The organism is Serratia sp. CY43202, from assembly GCF_052168755.1.
Classification (GTDB): Bacteria; Pseudomonadota; Gammaproteobacteria; order Enterobacterales; family Enterobacteriaceae; genus Serratia; species Serratia bockelmannii.
Genome location: NZ_JBJNMB010000003.1, coordinates 118,851 through 138,143, shown reverse-complemented (window position 1 = coordinate 138,143; position 19,293 = coordinate 118,851). Strand labels below are relative to the sequence as shown.

Below are 19,293 nucleotides of genomic sequence, written 5' to 3'. Positions count from 1 at the left end.
GTTATGCCCCCTGAGCTACAAAGCGAGCGATGATGTCGCCCATTTCATCGGTGCTGACGGCTTTGCCGTCACCGGCCAGATCGGCGGTGCGGTAGCCCTGTTCCAACGCCTGGTTGATGGCGCGCTCCACGGCGTCGGCCGCTTCATCGGCGCCCAGGCTGTAACGCAGCAGCAGGGTGGCGGACAGGATCTGCGCAATTGGGTTGGCGATGCCTTTGCCTGCAATATCCGGCGCGGAACCGCCCGCCGGCTCATACAGGCCGAAGCCTTGCTCGTTCAGGCTGGCGGATGGCAACATGCCCATCGAGCCGGTGATCATCGCGCATTCGTCGGACAGGATGTCGCCGAACAGGTTGGAGCACAGCAGCACGTCGAATTGGGACGGATCCTTGATCAGCTGCATGGTGGCGTTGTCGATATACATGTGCGACAGCGACACGTCCGGGTAATCCTTGGCAACCTGATTGACCACTTCACGCCACAGGATGGAGCTTTGCAGTACGTTGGCCTTGTCGATCGACGTCACCTTGTGGCGGCGCTTGCGGGCGGATTCGAAGGCGATGCGTGCGATGCGTTCAATCTCGAAACGGTGATACACCTCGGTATCGAAAGCGCGCTCCTGCATGCCCTGGCCTTCGCGGCCCTTCGGTTGGCCGAAGTAAATGCCACCGGTCAGTTCGCGCACGCACAGAATGTCGAAGCCGCGGGCGGCGATGTCGGCGCGCAGCGGGCAGAATGCCTCCAGCCCTTGATACAGGCGGGCCGGGCGCAGGTTGCTGAACAGTTTGAAGTGCTTGCGCAGCGGCAACAGCGCGCCGCGTTCCGGCTGCTCGGCCGGCGGCAGGTGTTCCCATTTCGGGCCGCCCACCGAGCCGAACAGGATGGCGTCGGCCTGCTCGCAGCCGGCGACGGTCGCCGCCGGCAACGGGCTGCCGTGGCGATCGATGGCGATGCCGCCGACGTCGTACTCGGCGGTGGTGATGCGAATATCAAAGCGTTGACGCACCGCGTCCAATACTTTGCGCGCCTGAGCCATTACTTCCGGGCCGATGCCGTCTCCGGGCAAGACGGCAATGTGATAAGTCTTCGTCATGTTCACACCGTTTCCTGATTATTTTGATGTTTGTTTTGCTGCAGGCGCTGCTTTTCTTTTTCTACCTGCTGTGAGCGCCAAATATTGTTCAACACGTGCACCATTGCCTTGGCAGAGGATTCGACGATGTCGGTCGCCAGGCCTACGCCGTGGAAGCGGCGGCCGTTGTAAGAGACGACGATATCCACCTGGCCCAGCGCGTCGCGGCCATGGCCCTTGGCGGTCAACTGGTACTTCACCAGCTCGATCGGGTAATCGGTGATGCGATTGATCGCCTGATAGACCGCATCGACCGGGCCGTTGCCGGTGGCGGCTTCGGCTTTCTCTTCGCCGCCGCAGATCAGTTTCACCGAGGCGGTGGCCATGATGCTGCTGCCGGACTGCACGCTGAAGTAGCCCAGGCTGAAGTGCTCCGGCTCTTCCTGCTGTTTATTGATGAAGGCCAACGCCTCCAGGTCATAGTCGAACACCTGGCCTTTTTTGTCGGCCAGCTTCAGGAAGGCGGCATACAGGGTATCCAGGTTGTAGTCCTGCTCCTGGTAGCCCATCTCTTCCATGCGGTGTTTCACCGCCGCGCGGCCGGAGCGGGAGGTCAGGTTCAACTGCACGTCCTTCAGGCCGATCGACTGCGGGGTCATGATTTCGTAGTTTTCGCGGTTCTTCAGCACGCCGTCCTGGTGAATGCCGGAGGAGTGGGCGAAGGCGTTGGAGCCGACGATCGCCTTGTTGGCCGGAATCGGCATGTTGCACAGCTGACTGACGATCTGGCTGGTGCGGAAGATTTCCTGATGATTGATGTTGGTGTGCACGTTCATGATGTCCTGGCGCACTTTAATCGCCATGATCACCTCTTCCAGTGAACAGTTGCCGGCGCGCTCACCGATGCCGTTCAGGGTGCCTTCCACCTGACGGGCGCCGGCCTGGACCGCGGCAATGGAGTTGCCGACCGCCATGCCCAAATCGTCGTGGCAGTGTACGGAAATGATGGCTTTGTCGATGTTCGGCACGCGGTCATACAAGGTGGTGATGATGCCGCCGAACTGGTTCGGCGTGGTGTAGCCGACGGTGTCCGGAATATTGATGGTGGTGGCGCCGGCGTTGATGGCGGCTTCGACCACGCGGCACAGATTGTCGATCGGCGTGCGGCCGGCGTCTTCACAGGAGAACTCTACGTCGTCGGTGTAGTTGCGGGCGCGTTTGACCGAGCGCACCGCCATCTCCAACACTTCGTCGAACGAGCGCTTCAGCTTCGATTCGATATGCAGGGTGGAGGTGGCCAGGAACACGTGGATGCGGAACGCTTCAGCGACGCGCAGCGCTTCGGCGGCCACGTCGATGTCTTTGTCCACGCAGCGGGCCAGGCCGCAGACGCGACTGTTCTTGATCTGGCGCGCGATGGTTTGCACCGATTCGAAGTCGCCCGGCGAAGAGACCGGGAAGCCGACTTCCATCACGTCAACGCCCATTCTTTCCAGCGCCAGCGCAATCTGAATCTTCTCTTTTACGCTCAGGCTGGCCTGCAATGCCTGTTCGCCGTCACGCAGCGTGGTATCGAAAATAATGACTTGTTGGCTCATCGGTGCATTCCTTATCGTGTTGATTTCACGCTAAGCGGGCAAAAAAAAACCCGCGCAGTAGCGCGGGTTTCTTATGGGTGATCGGCTGAGTCAGCTCCGAACTTCATCCACAGGCATACCGCGCAAACAAGATGCGTTGAGTAGTAGGCCTAGTAGACGGTGGGTACGGATCATAAGGGTTCAGCTTCTCTTAAATTGGGTGTCTGCCTAATTTGATACGTGATTGGCCTGGCGATGTCAACACCTGATTGAATGCGGGGACAATGCACCGGCTAAGTGGCCAAACAGAGGAACATTCGGTAAAAATGCGGTGCTCTAGAGAAAAAGTGGGGCGCAGTTTGCGTGTTGCTTAGCATAAACGAATCGAATAGAGACTGCGCTAATTGCTTCTGGATTTTGTTGGGTTAAGATTTGTGATGAAAATTAAGAGAGATTAATCACGGGAGGCAACAAAATAACATTTTTAATTCAAATGATTGAAATTGGATTCATATGATTAATTGATTGTTTTAGTCATAATATAACAAAATAATGCGATTTTACACAAAGTGAGCGGTGTTTTTAGATGGTTTGATTGCTTATGATGTGTTTTTATAGTTTGTCTCATACAGTGCGGTTACGTTGTTTAATTGTATTAATCATTGTTAATACCTAATTGTTGGTACCACCCAGGTAGCATTCTTCCTGCTGACGGGATAAGTGACTGACATGCATTCCATATACGACTTATATCGTGTCGATAACACGAGGTTTTTTATCGGCTCATGACGGTAATAGCAGGATTTGTCGTGCAAAGATAAGACAATGCGGCGTTTCATTGTTTTTCGAGCATAAGGATTAGATTATCTACACAGGATTTAGTGGAGTGAAATATGGCTGAATATGATTCAGAAATCGCCATGGTCAAAGAGCCGGCGGACATCCATTTGCGCAGCGTCGATCTTAATTTGCTGACGGTGTTTGACGCCGTGATGCAAATGCAAAATATTACGCGAGCCGCTAATTTGTTGGGGATGTCGCAGCCGGCGGTGAGTAACGCGGTGGCGCGCCTGAAGGTGATGTTCAACGATGAACTGTTTGTGCGCTGCGGGCGCGGGATTCAGCCCACTATGCGCGCCAGGCAGCTGTTCGGGCCGGTGCGGCAAGCGCTGCAGCTGGTGCAAAATGAGTTGCCGGGATCTGAGTTTGAGCCGCTGACCAGCACGCGAGCGTTCTCCTTGTCGCTGTGCAGCCCGCTCGATTTACGTCTGGGCGCTGGAATAATCAATCACGTCAAACAGATCGCGCCGCAGCTTAACCTGCAAATAAAGTCATACATTAACAATAATATCGAACATCAATTGCGTTATCAGGACGTCGAGTTTGTCATCGGCTACAGCCGTTTCGAGTCGGCGGAGTTTCGCAGCCTGGCAATGTTCGACGACGAATTAGTGCTGGCGGTCGCGCAGGCGCACCCGCGAATAGGGGAGGAGGTGACGCCGGAGAAAATGTTGGCCGAACAGCACGCGGCAGTTTCTCTGGAAAGTTTTGGTTCTTTCAGTAAACCTTTTTATTTAGAGGAACCGATGCTGCGCACCGTGACACAACAGTGCACGGATCTCTACAGCGTGTTGAATATGGTGTCGCAAACGGACATGGTGGCGATTGCGCCCGCCTGGCTGGTGCGGCAACAGACGGAAGCGTTGAAAATAAAGTCGGTTCCTTTATGTGGCAACGATAATAAAGCCACTTGCTATCTCTCCTGGCATGAATCCTCCGAGCGGGATAAAGGCCACCAGTGGATGAAATCCGTTCTGATTGAGGCCGGTAACCCAAAGTAACGCGATAAAAAATGGGGTCATACAAAAATAATATTCAACTGAGCGTTTTTTTCTCATGATAAAAGCTAAGAACTATCTGGGTTTTTATTAAGATGTTTCTTGGTTTTACGGCGATAAAATAACTTATTTTCAGGGTGGGTTGGTTCGTTTACCAAAAATAATTAATATAAATTAATATTCTGATTTTTACTTTTCGGCTGGTATTTTAAACTAATTCGATGCGGCGGCCCGGATGGGCCGCGTTTTATTGCCGCCACCCAACCTTTTCTTTCCCGTTCTGGCCAACCCATGAAAGCGCGAAAGCCGGCCTGAGTTTTGGCTCACACTTCTACGCTGAAATCACTTTTCCCTCTGCCTGAGAGTAGGTAGACTGCGCGGAAAAAAGTAAACACGTGTAAGCTGAGATGAGGGCCGCAAGGCGTCGTTCAGGCTTAACTGTATGATTCATTTCAGGCTTAGAGCACTATGATCACTAATCTGCTGCAATACCATTTGATCCATCGTATACAGCATCAAATCACCCATCGAGCCGATCGCACAGCTTTTCGCCAATGGTCGCCAAACGGCGAGTTTCAATTGACCTGGGGAGAGGCCGCCACTCGTATTGATCGCATTGCCGCCGGGCTGCTGGGGCTTGGCGTCGACGTGCAAGAACGCATCGGTATTTTCGCCAATAACACGATGGCCTGGGCGTTGGCCGATCTCGCTATCCTGCATCTGCGCGGTGTCAGCGTACCGCTGTATTCCACCAATACGCCGGCACAGGCGGCGTTCGTCACCAACGACGCCGACATCCGTATACTATTCGTTGGCGAGCAGGCGCAGCTTGACGCCGCCATCGCGCTGCGCGGCGTTTGCCCACAGCTGCGCCATATTATCGTGTTTGACGAGGATGCCGATCTGCGCGGCTGCGAGATCGCACAGCATCTGAGCGCCTTCGAGCGTGCTGCCGATCCGGCGGCTTTTATCGTTCAACGTCGGCAGCGCATTGAAGAGTGCGACCTTCAGGATCTCTTCACCCTGATCTATACCTCGGGCACCACCGGTGAGCCTAAGGGGGTGATGCTGGACTACTGCAATCTGGCGGCGCAGCTCTACCTGCATGATGAAAGGCTGACGGTCGGCGAAGAAGATGTGTCGCTCAGCTTCCTGCCGCTGTCGCACGTGTTCGAACGTGCCTGGAGCTTCTTTGTGATGCATTCCGGCGCGCAGAACGTCTTCCTGCCGAGCACCGACTGGGTGCGGGAAGCGATGGGGCAGGTCCGCCCGACGCTGATGTGCGCGGTACCGCGTTTCTACGAGAAGATTTTCAGCGCGGTGCATGAAAAAGTGGCGCGCGCCCCTTGGCTGCGCCGCGCGCTGTTCCACTGGGCGATCGTCTGCGGGGAGCGCAAGTTCCTTCAAGAGCGGGCCGGCAAACCGTTGGGCAAACTGTTCGAACTCTCTCATCGCTGGGCCGACAAGCTGGTATTGAGCAAGTTGCGCGGTATCCTCGGCGGCCGGGTGCGCTTTCTGCCGGCGGCGGGTGCCAAGCTGGATGACAATGTGATCCTGTTCTTCCAGGCGATGGGCGTCAACATCAAGTACGGCTACGGCATGACCGAAACCTGTGCGACCGTCTCCTGTTGGGAAGAGGGGCATTTCCGTTTCGGCTCCATCGGCAAACCGCTGCCGGAGGTCGAGGTGCGCATCGGTGAAGAAAATGAAATCCAGGTGCGAGGGCCGATCGTGATGCGCGGCTATTTCAACAAGCCATTGGAAACCGCCGCGACCTTTACCGCAGACGGCTGGCTGAAAACCGGCGATGCCGGGGCGATCGATGAAGAGGGCAATCTGTTCATCACCGAGCGCCTGAAGGATTTGATGAAAACCTCCGGCGGCAAATACATCGCGCCGCAGATGCTGGAAGGTACGCTGGCGCAGGACCGTTTTATCGAACAGGTGGCGATCATCGCCGATGCGCGCAAGTTCGTTTCCGCGCTGATCGTGCCGTGCTTTGAGTCGCTGGAAGAGTACGCGAAGTCAGTCAACCTGAAGTACCAAGATCGTCTGGAACTGCTGCGCAACGGTGAAATTCTCGAGATGTTCGAAAAGCGTCTGCGCGAGATGCAAAAGGAGCTGGCGCGCTTCGAACAGGTGAAGAAGTTCACTCTGCTGCCGGCGGCCTTTTCCATGGAGCTGGGAGAGCTGACGCCAACGCTGAAGCTGCGCCGCAAAGTGATCCTGCAGCGCTATCAGCGTGAAATCGACTCAATGTACCAGGAACAGGCTTGACGCCGCCGCCGGATCGCGCGTCCGGCGAAAAAAACGGCATATACCTCGCCTGATTTAGTTCTGTAATTTTCCCTCTGTTCGAAACAATGCCTAGCCTGACGCCTCTGGGGCTAGCGCATTGTTTTTATAAAGCCGCGATCTCCAGCCGCTTGGCAATAACCCCTCCGCTGTTAAGCCATTTTGCCGTTTGCCTGCCCCATCTTCTGACGTTATGTTAATTCGATAGCGACAACCCATAAAAATTTAGGGGCATTGCCCCGCAGCAGGCGCTACGTTCCGGCGCCAGAGAAGAATAAGCAAGCCTGGAGGCAAACCCATGGAGATGTTGTCAGGAGCCGAGATGGTCGTCCGATCGTTGATCGATCAGGGCGTTAAGCATGTATTCGGCTATCCCGGCGGGGCGGTGCTCGATATCTACGACGCCCTGCATACGGTCGGAGGGATCGATCATATTCTGGTGCGCCACGAGCAAGGTGCGGTGCACATGGCCGACGGTTACGCGCGCGCCACCGGTGAAGTGGGCGTGGTGTTGGTGACCTCAGGCCCCGGCGCCACCAACGCCATTACCGGTATCGCTACCGCTTATATGGACTCGATCCCGATGGTGGTGCTGTCGGGGCAGGTGCCCAGCTCGCTGATCGGCTACGACGCCTTCCAGGAGTGCGATATGGTGGGGATTTCGCGCCCGGTGGTGAAGCACAGCTTCCTGGTAAAACGCACCGAAGACATCCCGGCGGTGTTGAAGAAGGCGTTCTACCTGGCTTCCAGCGGCCGCCCCGGCCCGGTAGTGATCGATCTGCCGAAAGACATTGTCGGCCCGGCGGTGCGGATGCCTTATGCCTACCCGCAGGACGTGAGCATGCGTTCTTATAACCCGACGGTGCAGGGCCACCGCGGGCAGATCAAACGCGCGTTACAAACCATTCTGGCGGCCAAAAAGCCGGTGATGTACGTCGGCGGCGGCGCGATCAATGCCGGTTGTGAAGCTGAATTACTGTCGTTGGCGGAGCAGCTGAACCTGCCGGTAACCAGCAGCCTGATGGGATTGGGCGCTTTCCCCGGCACCCATCGTCAGAGCGTCGGTATGCTCGGCATGCACGGAACCTATGAAGCCAACAAAACCATGCACCATGCCGACGTGATCTTCGCCGTAGGCGTGCGCTTCGACGATCGCACCACCAACAATCTGGCTAAATACTGCCCGGACGCCACCGTGCTGCACATTGATATCGATCCGACTTCGATCTCCAAAACGGTGGACGCCGATATTCCGATCGTCGGTGATGCCAAGCAGGTGTTGGTTCAAATGCTGGAGTTGCTGGCGCAGGATGAGAAAGCGCAGGATCACGATGCGCTGCGCGACTGGTGGCAGTCTATCGAGCAGTGGCGTGCCCGCGACTGCCTGGGTTACGACAAGCACAGCGGCACCATCAAGCCGCAGGCGGTGATCGAAACCCTGCACCGCCTGACCAAAGGCGACGCCTACGTCACCTCGGACGTGGGCCAGCACCAGATGTTCGCCGCGCTCTATTATCCGTTCGACAAACCGCGCCGCTGGATCAACTCCGGCGGCCTCGGCACCATGGGCTTCGGCCTGCCGGCGGCATTGGGCGTCAAGCTGGCGCTGCCGGAAGAAACCGTGGTGTGCGTGACCGGCGACGGCAGCATTCAGATGAATATTCAGGAGCTGTCCACTGCGCTGCAATATAACCTGCCGGTGGTGGTGGTGAACCTCAATAACCGTTATCTGGGCATGGTGAAGCAGTGGCAGGACATGATTTATTCCGGCCGCCATTCGCAGTCTTACATGGATTCGCTGCCGGACTTCGTCAAGCTGGCCGAGGCTTACGGCCATGTCGGCATCGCCATCCGCACGCCGGATGAGCTGGAAAGCAAGCTGGCGCAGGCGCTGGCGGAAAAAGAGCGGCTGGTGTTCGTCGACGTGACCGTCGACGAAACCGAACATGTTTACCCGATGCAGATCCGCGGCGGAAGCATGGACGAAATGTGGCTTAGCAAAACGGAGAGGACCTGATCATGCGCCGTATTTTATCTGTCTTGCTGGAAAACGAATCCGGCGCCTTGTCGCGCGTGGTCGGGCTGTTCTCCCAGCGCGGTTATAACATTGAAAGCCTGACGGTGGCGCCGACCGACGATCCGACGCTGTCGCGCATGACTATCCAGACCGTCGGCGACGAGAAAGTGCTGGAGCAGATTGAGAAACAGCTGCACAAGCTGGTGGACGTGCTGCGCGTCAGCGAGCTGGTGCAAGGCGCTCACGTCGAGCGCGAGATCATGCTGGTGAAGCTGCAGGCCAGCGGTTATGGCCGTGAAGAGGTGAAACGCTGCGCCGACATTTTCCGCGGCCAGATCGTCGATGTGACGGCGACGCTGTACACGGTACAGCTGGCCGGCACCAGCGACAAGCTCGACGCCTTCCTGAGCGCGGTGCGTGAAGTGGCGGAGATTGTGGAAGTGGCGCGTTCCGGCGTGGTCGGCGTGTCGCGCGGCGACAAAATCATGCGCTGAGCGCGGTTTAGTGGCGAATAATCGGGGCGCGGCATGGCTGCGCCCTTTGTTTTTCGGCATTTTTTTGCCCGATTGCTGGCACCTTTCGGCAAAAGCGGTTGCTAGGTAGTGTTTTCTGCTGTTAGATCGCAGAGGCTGGATTGAATAACCGCACGGGATGTCATGGTTAATCCGAGCACAGCCTTCACTTCTATTTTCAGCGTCATTAAGGGGTTAATGTGAAACTGGATGAAATCGCGCGTCTCGCGGGCGTTTCGCGCACGACGGCCAGTTATGTCATCAACGGCAAGGCGAAGCAGTATCGTGTCAGCGATAAAACCGTCGAGAAAGTGATGGCCGTGGTCAGGGAGCATAACTACCACCCGAATGCCGTCGCGGCAGGGCTGCGCGCTGGGCGCACCCGTTCTATCGGTCTGGTGATCCCGGATCTGGAAAATACCAGCTATACCCGTATCGCCAACTACCTGGAGCGTCAGGCGCGCCAGCGTGGTTATCAATTGCTGATCGCCTGCTCCGAAGATCAGCCGGACAACGAAATGCGCTGTATCGAGCACTTGCTGCAGCGTCAGGTGGACGCCATCATCGTTTCCACCGCCTTGCCGCCGGAGCACCCCTTCTATCAACGCTGGGCCAACGATCCGCTGCCGATCATCGCACTGGACCGCGCGTTGGATCGCGAGCATTTCATCAGCGTCGTCGGGGCCGACGAGGAAGATGCCTTTGCGCTGGCGCAGGAGCTGCGCACCTTCCCGGCGGAGTCGGTACTGTACCTGGGCGCCTTGCCGGAGCTTTCGGTCAGCTTCCTGCGTGAGCAGGGCTTCCGTCAGGCCTGGCAAGAGGATCCTCGCCATGTCGATTATCTGTACGCCAACAGCTATGAGCGTGAGGCCGCCGGCGCGCTGTTTGCCGAATGGCTGAAAACGCACCCGATGCCGCAGGCGCTGTTCACCACGTCGTTCTCTTTATTGCAGGGCGTGATGGACGTGACGCTGAAGCAACGCGGCCGTTTGCCGACCGATCTGGCGATTGCCACCTTCGGCGACCATGAGCTGTTGGATTTTCTGGAGTGCCCGGTGCTCGCGGTAGCGCAGCGCCATCGCGACGTGGCCGAACGCGTACTGGAGCTGGTGTTGGCCAGCCTGGACGAACCGCGTAAACCCAAACCGGGACTGACGCGGATCCGCCGTAATCTGTTCCGCCGCGGTAGCCTGAGCCGCAAATAGGCCGCTCTACAGGAGCCCGCGTTGTCGGGCTCCTGGTTTAGACGTAACCCGCGACCCGAAACAGCCGTCGGCAATATTCCAGGAAATAGCCATACACTACGCCCATCGCCATGGAGACCAGCGCATTGCTGGTCACCGCCGCCAGCATTTGTTGGCCGTCGGCGCCCACGCTCCACAGAATGGCGGCATAAACCGGCGACTGGAAACTGACGTAAGCCAGCAGATCGGCGAGGTTGCGCAGTAGGAATTGGCCGCGTGGGCAGCGGCGTGCCGTGCGGATAAACAGATCGCGATAGCGGCCGTAAGGCCAGGCGATCAGGATGTTGACCGGGATCGACAGCAGGCGCGAAGAGAGGGATTGCTGGAAGCTCATGCCGGAGATCAACACTTCTATCGCCATGCCGGCGATAAAGCAGTACACCACCAGTGCGAACGTATCGGCAGCGGCGCTACGCCAGTGAGGGGCGGGCGAAAGCATGCACTCTCTCCTTTTTGGTTAATCTTCTGTTAAATTATTTATTCGTAGTTGTTAGTTCTGGTTTTTTGCGATTTATATAGTGTACTAATCTGTATTGTGTTTTTTAACTGGATTTAAATTTTTATTTTTAACATTTGTTCGGTTTTTGTCCCGCAGAACAGGGGCACAGGATGGGACAGGGAGATTAAAATCGGTGAATTTAAATAAATTCATTAAAAACATGCAGTTGCGATTTTTGGTGTTTGAAGAGGTTTTTTTCCGGCAAAAATTGTGGAAATAAAGGTGTAAGAAAATGAAACCATAATTGTAAACAGGTATTTTGGGAATAATCTTACCAAATTGATTTAAATCGAAATTACTTCTGCTCGTAATATCCGAGCCATTTATTTTTATCGTGCTCTCATCATGGCGGGACAAATTGAAGTAAAATAGCGCGCAGTTTCACGGTGAATAACGATTGAGCGTTATTAACTCAAGGGGTTATGGCCTTATTCTTCGGTCGATTCGCCAGGCGCCGAGCCTTGGCGGGCGCGGGGCGGCAGCGGTTACAGCCCTGAGATTGCCGAGCTGAAAAATGAGACATGGCTTGCAGAAGGAAGTAATGAGTTAATTAATCGCCAGTTCGTCAGGTTTTTAATCAGATTCTTTCCGCTTAGAAAATTCTCTCCGTTTATCATGGTGTTAATTTTTAATCGTCGAATAATCAGAGTTTCTTTCGCGAGTCAGCTCCCAAAATGACCAGAGAAATATTGCCAAAGCGCTGGCGCTCTGGCTTGACAAGGTTTTCATACCCTCCGTAAACTCCATTGTGTGGGAATTTGTGGGGTAAAGTGGTGAAAACGGTCACTAAGGGGTAGCTCAGGAATGTTCCGTGGAGCGACGATGGTCAACCTCGACAGCAAAGGGCGGCTCGCCGTACCTACCCGATATCGGGAATTGCTCAACGAGGAATCGCAAGGCCAAATGGTCTGTACCATTGACCTCCATCAGCCCTGCCTGCTGCTTTATCCTTTGCCCGAATGGGAAATTATTGAACAAAAATTATCACGTCTGTCGAGCATGAATCCCGCCGAGCGCCGCGTTCAGCGCCTGCTGTTGGGGCATGCCAGTGAGTGTCAGATGGATAGTGCCGGTCGTTTGCTGCTTGCCAATACGCTGCGGCAACACGCCGGGCTCACAAAAGAAGTGATGCTGGTCGGTCAGTTCAACAAGTTTGAACTGTGGGATGAACAGACCTGGTATCAACAAGTCAAGGATGATATTGACGCTGAACAGTCGACTCAGGAACCGTTGTCTGAGCGGCTACAGGACTTGTCGCTATAAGCATGTTGGAAAACTATAAACACACCACCGTCCTGCTGGACGAAGCCGTCAACGGCCTCAACATCCGCAGCAACGGCATATATATCGACGGTACTTTTGGTCGCGGTGGCCATTCTCGTCTGATTCTGTCCCAGCTGGGGCCGGAAGGGCGCTTGCTGGCAATTGACCGTGACCCTCAGGCGATTGCAGCCGCCAAATCTATTGAAGATCCTCGTTTTACCATCGTACACGGCCCATTTTCCGAGTTGTCGCACTATGTGCGGGAGCGCGAACTGGTCGGCAAGATCGACGGCGTTCTGCTCGATCTGGGCGTTTCCTCGCCGCAGCTTGACGACGCAGAGCGCGGGTTCTCCTTCATGCGCGACGGTCCGCTGGACATGCGCATGGATCCGTCCACCGGCCTGTCCGCCGCGGATTGGCTGATGAAGGCCGAGGCGGACGATATCGCCTGGGTGCTGAAAACCTTTGGCGAAGAGCGTTTCGCCAAGCGCATCGCACGCGCCATCGTCGAAAGAAACCGCGTGGAGCCGATGACGCGCACCAAAGAGTTGGCGGATCTGATTGCCGATGCCAGCCCGTTCCGTGAAAAGCACAAGCATCCGGCGACGCGCAGCTTCCAGGCGATCCGCATCTATATCAACAGCGAGCTGGAAGAGATCGAGCGTGCGCTCGACGGCGCGCTGGAAGTGCTGGCCCCACAGGGCCGTTTGTCGATCATAAGTTTCCACTCGCTGGAAGACCGCATCGTCAAACGCTTTATGCGTCACCACAGCCGCGGCGCTCAGGTGCCGGCGGGCATTCCGTTGACCGAAGAGCAACTGCGCAGCATGGGCGGACGAACGCTGAAAGCGCTGGGCAAAATGATGCCGTCGGAAGCGGAAGTGGCGGACAACCCGCGTGCGCGCAGCTCGGTGCTGCGTATTGCTGAGAGGATGCCCGCGTGATCGGCAACGAACGTCACGGTCTGGTTGGGGTCATTGGCGGCGATCTGCTGCGCAACGCCAAGATCCCCCTGATTTTACTGATTGCGTCACTGGTCTCCGCGATTTTCGTGGTGACTACCGCGCACCGCACCCGCCTGCTGACCGCCGAGCGCGAACAGCTGGTTCTGGAGCGCGATGCGCTGGACATCGAGTGGCGCAACCTGATTTTAGAAGAGAACGCCCTCGGCGATCACAGCCGGGTTGAACGTATCGCGACAGAAAAACTGCAGATGCAACACGTTGATCCATCGCAGGAAAATATCATCGTTAAACAATGAATGGTTTAACCGGAATAATGACACGGAGTAGAAAGGAAACGCATGAAAGCAGCGCGCCCCGGTAAGTTGAGACGCCAGGAAGATCAGGCCAGCTTTGTCAGCTGGCGTTTTGCGTTGCTGTGCGGCTGCATTTTGCTGGCGATGGTTGGCCTGATGTTGCGCGTCGCGTACCTGCAGGTCATCAACCCCGATCGTCTGGTGAAAGAAGGTGACATGCGTTCGCTGCGCGTGCAGGAAGTGCCGACCGCGCGCGGCATGATCAGCGATCGCGCCGGCCGTCCGTTGGCGGTCAGCGTGCCGGTGAATGCGGTGTGGGCCGATCCGAAAGAGCTGAACGAGCGCGGCGGCATCACGCTGGACAGCCGCTGGAAAGCGCTTTCCGATGCGCTGAACATCCCGCTGGACCAACTCTCCAACCGCATCAACGCCAACCCGAAAGGGCGCTTCGTTTATCTGGCGCGCCAGGTTAACCCGGCGATCGGCGACTACATCCACAAACTCAAGCTGCCGGGGATCTATCTGCGGCAGGAGTCGCGCCGTTACTACCCGGCTGGGCAGGTGACGTCGCACATCATTGGCGTGACCAACATCGACGGGCAAGGCATCGAAGGCGTCGAGAAGAGCTTCGACCGCTGGCTGACCGGGCAACCGGGCGAAAGAACGGTGCGTAAGGACCGCTTCGGCCGGGTGATCGAAGATATCTCCTCCGTCGACAGCCAGGCGGCGCATAACCTGGTGTTGAGCGTCGATGAGCGCCTGCAGGCGCTGGTGTATCGCGAGCTGAACAACGCGGTGGCGTTCAACAAGGCCGAGTCAGGCACCGCGGTGCTGATCGACGTGAACACCGGCGAAGTGCTGGCGATGGCCAACAGCCCGTCTTACAACCCGAACAATATGGCCGGTACGCCGAAAGAAACCATGCGTAACCGTGCTATCACCGATATTTTTGAACCCGGTTCAACCGTGAAGCCGATGGTGGTGATGACCGCGCTGCAAAACGGCGTGGTGAGAGAAAACAGCGTGCTGAACACCATCCCGTACCGCATTCAGGGCCACGAGATCAAAGACGTGGCGCGGTACTCGGAGCTGTCATTGACCGGGATCTTGCAGAAGTCGAGTAACGTCGGTGTTTCAAAGCTGGCGTTAGCGATGCCGTCCTCAGCGTTAGTAGATACTTACTCTCGTTTTGGGCTGGGAAAAGCGACCAATTTGGGGCTGGTCGGAGAAAGCAGTGGCATATACCCAAAAAAACAACGGTGGTCTGACATAGAGAGGGCCACCTTCTCTTTCGGCTACGGGCTGATGGTAACTCCGTTACAGTTGGCGCGAGTCTATGCAACGATCGGCAGCCTGGGCGTGTATCGCCCATTGTCGATCACCAAGGTTGACCCTCCGGTCGCCGGCGAACGCGTTTTCCCTGAACCTCTGGTGCGCACCGTGGTGCACATGATGGAAAGCGTGGCCTTGCCGGGTGGCGGCGGCGTGAAAGCCGCCATCAAGGGGTACCGTATCGCCATCAAAACCGGTACCGCGAAAAAAGTGGGCCCGGACGGCAAATACGTCAACCGATATATCGCTTATACCGCCGGCGTCGCGCCGGCAAGTAACCCCCGTTTTGCCCTGGTGGTCGTCATCAACGACCCACAGGGTGGGAAATACTATGGTGGCGCAATCTCCGCGCCGGTGTTCGGCGCCATCATGGGCGGCGTATTACGCACCATGAACGTCGAGCCTGACGCGTTGCCTACCGGTGACAAAAGCGAATTAGTGATTAACAAGAAAGAGGGTTCAGGTGGCAGATCGTAATTTGCGCGACTTACTCGCCCCGTGGGTGCCGACGGCACCCGGGCGCGCGCTGCGGGAAATGACATTAGACAGCCGTGTGGCGGCTGCCGGGGATCTGTTTATCGCCGTGGTCGGCCATCAAACGGATGGACGCCGCTATATTCCGCAGGCCATTGCGCAGGGCGTCGCCGCCGTGATCGCCGAAGCTGACGGTCAGGCCGAAGACGGCGCCATCGTTGAGATGCACGGCGTGCCGGTGATCTACCTGAGCCAACTGAACCAGCGCCTTTCCGCGCTGGCCGGGCGTTTTTACCACCAGCCGGGCGAGCGTCTGCGCCTGGTCGGCGTGACCGGCACCAACGGCAAAACCACCACTACGCAGCTGTTGGCGCAGTGGAGCCAACTGCTGGGCGAAACCAGCGCGGTGATGGGCACCGTCGGCAACGGCCTGCTGGGCCAGGTGTGTCCGACCGAGAATACCACCGGTTCTGCGGTGGATGTTCAACACGTATTAAACGAGTTGGCGGAACAGGGCGCGACCTTCGCCGCCATGGAAGTTTCTTCCCACGGTCTGGTGCAACACCGGGTGGCGGCGCTGCCGTTCGCCGCGGCGGTCTTTACCAACCTGAGCCGCGATCACCTGGATTACCACGGTGACATGGCCAATTACGAGGCGGCCAAATGGTCGCTGTTCGCCGCCCACAGCGTGGGGCAGGCGATCATCAACGCCGACGATGAAGTCGGTCAGCGCTGGCTCGGCAAGCTGCCGGATGCGGTAGCGGTGACGATGCAGGGCAACCTGCAGCCGGGCGGCCACGGCCGCTGGCTGAAAACCACGGCGGTCGATTATCACGACAACGGCGCCACCGTTCGTTTCAGCTCCAGCTGGGGCGACGGCGAGATCGAAAGCCGCCTGATGGGCGCTTTCAACGTCAGCAACCTGCTGTTGGCCTTGGCCACGCTGCTGTCGCTGGGCTACCCGCTGGAGGCGCTGGTGGAAACCGGCAGCCGCCTGCAGCCGGTCTGCGGCCGCATGGAAGTGTTTAACGCGCCGGGCAAACCGACGGTGGTGGTGGATTACGCCCACACGCCGGATGCGCTGGAGAAAGCGCTGGAAGCCGCGCGCCTGCACTGCCAGGGGCAGCTGTGGTGCGTCTTCGGCTGCGGCGGCGATCGCGACAAGGGCAAGCGTCCGCTGATGGGCGGTATTGCCGAGCAGTTCGCCGATCGCGTGGTGATCACCGATGACAACCCGCGTACCGAAGAGCCGCGCGCAATTATCAACGACATCCTGACCGGATTGCTGGACGCCGGGCAGGCGCTGGTGATCCACGGCCGCGCCGAAGCGGTAACCAGCGCCATCATGCAAGCGCAGGCGCAGGATGTGGTGTTGGTGGCGGGCAAGGGCCATGAAGATTATCAGCTGGTGGGCAACCGCCGCCTGGATTACTCCGACCGCACGACGGTCGCCCGACTGCTGGGGGTGCTGGCATGATCCCTGTCTCTCTTCAGACACTGGCTGAGGTATTGAGCGCTGAACCGATCGGCGCCGATTGCCAAATTGTCGAGGTGACGACAGACACCCGCAAGGTGACCGCCGGTTGCCTGTTTGTGGCGCTGAAAGGTGAGCGTTTCGACGCTCACGACTTCGCGGCGGATGCCGTAGCCGCAGGCGCCGGGGCGTTGCTGGTCAGTAAGCGCTTATTGGTGGACGCGCCGCAGCTGGTGGTGAAAGACACCCGTCTGGCGCTGGGGCAGCTTGGCGCCTGGGTGCGTCAGCAGGTGCCGGCGCGCGTGGTGGCGCTGACCGGCTCCTCGGGCAAGACATCGGTGAAAGAAATGACCGCCGCCATTCTGCGTGAATGCGGCGAAGTGCTGTATACCGCCGGTAACTTCAATAACGACATCGGCGTGCCGCTGACGCTGTTGCGTCTGGAGCCGCAGCATGATTTTGCCGTGATAGAGCTGGGCGCTAACCACATTGGCGAAATCGCTTACACCACCGCATTGACGCGTCCGCAGACCGCTTTGGTGAATAACCTGGCGGCGGCGCACCTGGAAGGCTTCGGCTCGCTGGCCGGCGTCGCTCAGGCGAAAGGTGAAATCTTTACCGGCCTGCCGGCCGACGGCGTGGCGATCATCAACGCCGATAACAACGATTGGCCGCACTGGCAGAGCATGCTGGTCGGCAAAACCGTCTGGCGCTTCTCGCCGCAGGCCGCCGAAGGTGTGGACTTCTTCGCGGACAACGTGCGGGTGAATGGCGCAGGTACGCAGTTCACGCTGCACAGCCCGTTCGGCACCGCCGAGATCGCACTGCCGCTGCCGGGGCGCCACAACGTGGCCAACGCGCTGGCGGCCACGGCGCTGGCGATGTCGGTGGGCGCGACGCTCGAAGCGGTGCGTCAGGGGTTGAAACAATTGCAGGCGGTGCCGGGGCGCTTGTTCCCGGTGGCGCTGGCCGAAGGCAAGCTGCTGCTGGACGACAGCTATAACGCCAACGTCGGGTCGATGACCGCGGCGGCGCAGGTGCTGGCGGAAATGCCGGGCTACCGCGTGATGGTGGTCGGCGATATGGCCGAGCTGGGCGCAGAAGCGGAAGAGTGCCACCGTCAGGTGGGTGAAGCCGCCCGCCTGGCCGGGGTCGATAAAGTGATCAGCGTCGGCGGGTTGAGCCGCGTGCTGAGCGAAGCGTCCGGCAACGGCGAACATTATCAGGACAAGACAGCAGTGATCGCGCGCGTGGCGGAATTACTGTCGGAACATGCGGTCATCACCGTGTTAATCAAAGGTTCACGTAGTGCCGCAATGGAGCAGGTAGTACGCGCGTTACAGGAGAAAGCACCATGTTAGTTTGGCTGGCCGAACATTTGGTCAAGTATTACTCAGGCTTCAACGTCTTTTCTTATCTGACGTTCCGAGCCATTGTCAGCCTGCTGACCGCGCTGTTCCTGTCGCTGTGGATGGGCCCGCGGGTGATCAAGCGTCTGCAAGAAATGTCCTTCGGTCAGGTGGTGCGCAACGACGGCCCCGAGTCGCACTTCAGCAAGCGCGGCACGCCGACCATGGGCGGCATCATGATCCTGACCTCCATCACCATTTCGGTGCTGATGTGGGCCTACCCGTCCAACCCGTATGTCTGGTGCGTGCTGTTTGTGCTGGTGGGTTACGGCATCGTCGGCTTCGTCGACGACTACCGCAAGGTGGTGCGTAAGGACACCAAAGGGCTGATCGCCCGCTGGAAGTATTTCTGGCAATCGGTGATTGCGCTGATTGTCGCATTCGCCATGTACGCCGTAGGAAAAGACACGCCAGCCACCGAGCTGGTTGTGCCGTTCTTTAAGGACGTGATGCCGCAGCTGGGCCTGCTGTACATCCTGCTGGCCTATTTCGTCATCGTCGGCACCAGCAACGCGGTCAACCTGACCGACGGCCTGGACGGCCTGGCGATCATGCCGACGGTATTCGTGGCGGCCGGCTTCGCGCTGGTGGCCTGGGCGACCGGTAATATGAACTTCGCCAACTACCTGCACATTCCGTATCTGCGTCATGCCGGTGAGTTGGTGATCGTGTGTACCGCCATCGTCGGTGCCGGCCTCGGGTTCCTGTGGTTCAACACCTACCCGGCTCAGGTGTTTATGGGCGACGTCGGTTCGCTGGCGCTAGGCGGCGCGCTGGGCACCATTGCGGTGCTGCTGCGCCAGGAGTTCTTGCTGGTGATCATGGGCGGCGTGTTCGTGGTAGAGACGCTGTCGGTGATCCTGCAGGTGGGGTCGTTCAAGCTGCGCGGACAACGCATTTTCCGCATGGCGCCGATTCACCACCACTATGAATTGAAAGGCTGGCCGGAACCGCGCGTGATCGTGCGCTTCTGGATCATTTCGCTGATGCTGGTGCTGATTGGCCTGGCAACGCTGAAGGTGCGTTAAT

At 57.9% G+C, this 19,293-nt stretch carries 15 protein-coding genes; 12 read left to right on the top strand and 3 right to left on the bottom strand.

All coding sequences use genetic code 11. The annotated features are described in order from the left end of the window. Position 1 precedes the first annotated feature (1 nt). Positions 2-1,093 carry a 3-isopropylmalate dehydrogenase gene (leuB, locus tag ACJ8J5_RS07125; RefSeq protein ID WP_025159635.1) on the bottom strand — a complete coding sequence of 364 codons (1,092 nt, stop codon included), beginning with the start codon at positions 1,091-1,093 and terminating at the stop codon, positions 2-4. 2 nt (positions 1,094-1,095) lie between these two features. Beyond that, entirely contained in the window at positions 1,096-2,670 is a 1,575-nt protein-coding gene (gene leuA, locus ACJ8J5_RS07120) for a 2-isopropylmalate synthase (RefSeq protein ID WP_004932820.1), read from the bottom strand. 872 nt (positions 2,671-3,542) lie between these two features. Between leuA and leuO the strand changes: the two genes are divergently transcribed. The 5 genes from leuO (at position 3,543) to cra (ending at position 10,516) form a co-directional block, all read left to right on the top strand. Then, a complete protein-coding gene (gene leuO, locus ACJ8J5_RS07115) occupies positions 3,543-4,490 on the top strand; it encodes a transcriptional regulator LeuO (protein WP_197836142.1) in 948 nt (315 codons plus the stop codon). Positions 4,491-4,955: 465 nt separating this feature from the next. After that, the gene (locus ACJ8J5_RS07110) at positions 4,956-6,764 is read left to right on the top strand and encodes an AMP-dependent synthetase/ligase (protein WP_404758862.1); all 1,809 of its coding nucleotides are present in this window, start codon (positions 4,956-4,958) and stop codon (positions 6,762-6,764) included. Between the two features lie 316 nt (positions 6,765-7,080). Beyond that, positions 7,081-8,799: an acetolactate synthase 3 large subunit gene (ilvI, locus tag ACJ8J5_RS07105; RefSeq protein WP_043135936.1), complete on the top strand. Its 1,719-nt coding sequence runs from the start codon at positions 7,081-7,083 to the stop codon at positions 8,797-8,799. Positions 8,800-8,801: 2 nt separating this feature from the next. Continuing rightward, on the top strand, positions 8,802-9,293 hold the full coding sequence (gene ilvN / locus ACJ8J5_RS07100; RefSeq protein WP_004932806.1) for an acetolactate synthase small subunit: 492 nt from the start codon (positions 8,802-8,804) through the stop codon (positions 9,291-9,293). A gap of 218 nt (positions 9,294-9,511) precedes the next feature. Further along, positions 9,512-10,516 (top strand): catabolite repressor/activator, encoded by a 1,005-nt coding sequence (gene cra / locus ACJ8J5_RS07095; protein ID WP_025301563.1) that lies wholly within the window; start codon positions 9,512-9,514, stop codon positions 10,514-10,516. Positions 10,517-10,553: 37 nt separating this feature from the next. Here cra and ACJ8J5_RS07090 read toward each other — a convergent pair whose 3' ends face one another. Beyond that, on the bottom strand, positions 10,554-10,994 hold the full coding sequence (locus ACJ8J5_RS07090) for an L-alanine exporter AlaE (RefSeq protein WP_025301564.1): 441 nt from the start codon (positions 10,992-10,994) through the stop codon (positions 10,554-10,556). A gap of 864 nt (positions 10,995-11,858) precedes the next feature. Between ACJ8J5_RS07090 and mraZ the strand changes: the two genes are divergently transcribed. Genes mraZ through mraY form a run of 7 tightly spaced genes read left to right on the top strand, consistent with a single transcriptional unit; the run spans position 11,859 to position 19,292 of the window. After that, positions 11,859-12,317, top strand: a complete 459-nt coding sequence (mraZ, locus tag ACJ8J5_RS07085) for a division/cell wall cluster transcriptional repressor MraZ (protein ID WP_025159638.1) — start codon at positions 11,859-11,861, stop codon at positions 12,315-12,317. A gap of 2 nt (positions 12,318-12,319) precedes the next feature. After that, positions 12,320-13,261, top strand: coding sequence for a 16S rRNA (cytosine(1402)-N(4))-methyltransferase RsmH (gene rsmH / locus ACJ8J5_RS07080; RefSeq protein ID WP_025301565.1), 942 nt, complete (start codon positions 12,320-12,322; stop codon positions 13,259-13,261). Next, a complete protein-coding gene (gene ftsL / locus ACJ8J5_RS07075) occupies positions 13,258-13,578 on the top strand; it encodes a cell division protein FtsL (protein ID WP_015376645.1) in 321 nt (106 codons plus the stop codon). The genes rsmH and ftsL overlap by 4 nt, the downstream gene beginning before the upstream one ends. A 42-nt stretch (positions 13,579-13,620) precedes the next feature. Beyond that, a complete protein-coding gene (locus tag ACJ8J5_RS07070; RefSeq protein WP_004932790.1) occupies positions 13,621-15,384 on the top strand; it encodes a peptidoglycan glycosyltransferase FtsI in 1,764 nt (587 codons plus the stop codon). Continuing rightward, positions 15,371-16,858 (top strand): UDP-N-acetylmuramoyl-L-alanyl-D-glutamate--2,6-diaminopimelate ligase, encoded by a 1,488-nt coding sequence (gene murE, locus ACJ8J5_RS07065; RefSeq protein WP_414104739.1) that lies wholly within the window; start codon positions 15,371-15,373, stop codon positions 16,856-16,858. The genes ACJ8J5_RS07070 and murE overlap by 14 nt, the downstream gene beginning before the upstream one ends. Then, positions 16,855-18,216, top strand: coding sequence for a UDP-N-acetylmuramoyl-tripeptide--D-alanyl-D-alanine ligase (murF, locus tag ACJ8J5_RS07060; RefSeq protein ID WP_342116887.1), 1,362 nt, complete (start codon positions 16,855-16,857; stop codon positions 18,214-18,216). The genes murE and murF overlap by 4 nt, the downstream gene beginning before the upstream one ends. Then, positions 18,210-19,292, top strand: a complete 1,083-nt coding sequence (gene mraY / locus ACJ8J5_RS07055; protein WP_004932782.1) for a phospho-N-acetylmuramoyl-pentapeptide-transferase — start codon at positions 18,210-18,212, stop codon at positions 19,290-19,292. The genes murF and mraY overlap by 7 nt, the downstream gene beginning before the upstream one ends. Position 19,293 lies beyond the last annotated feature (1 nt).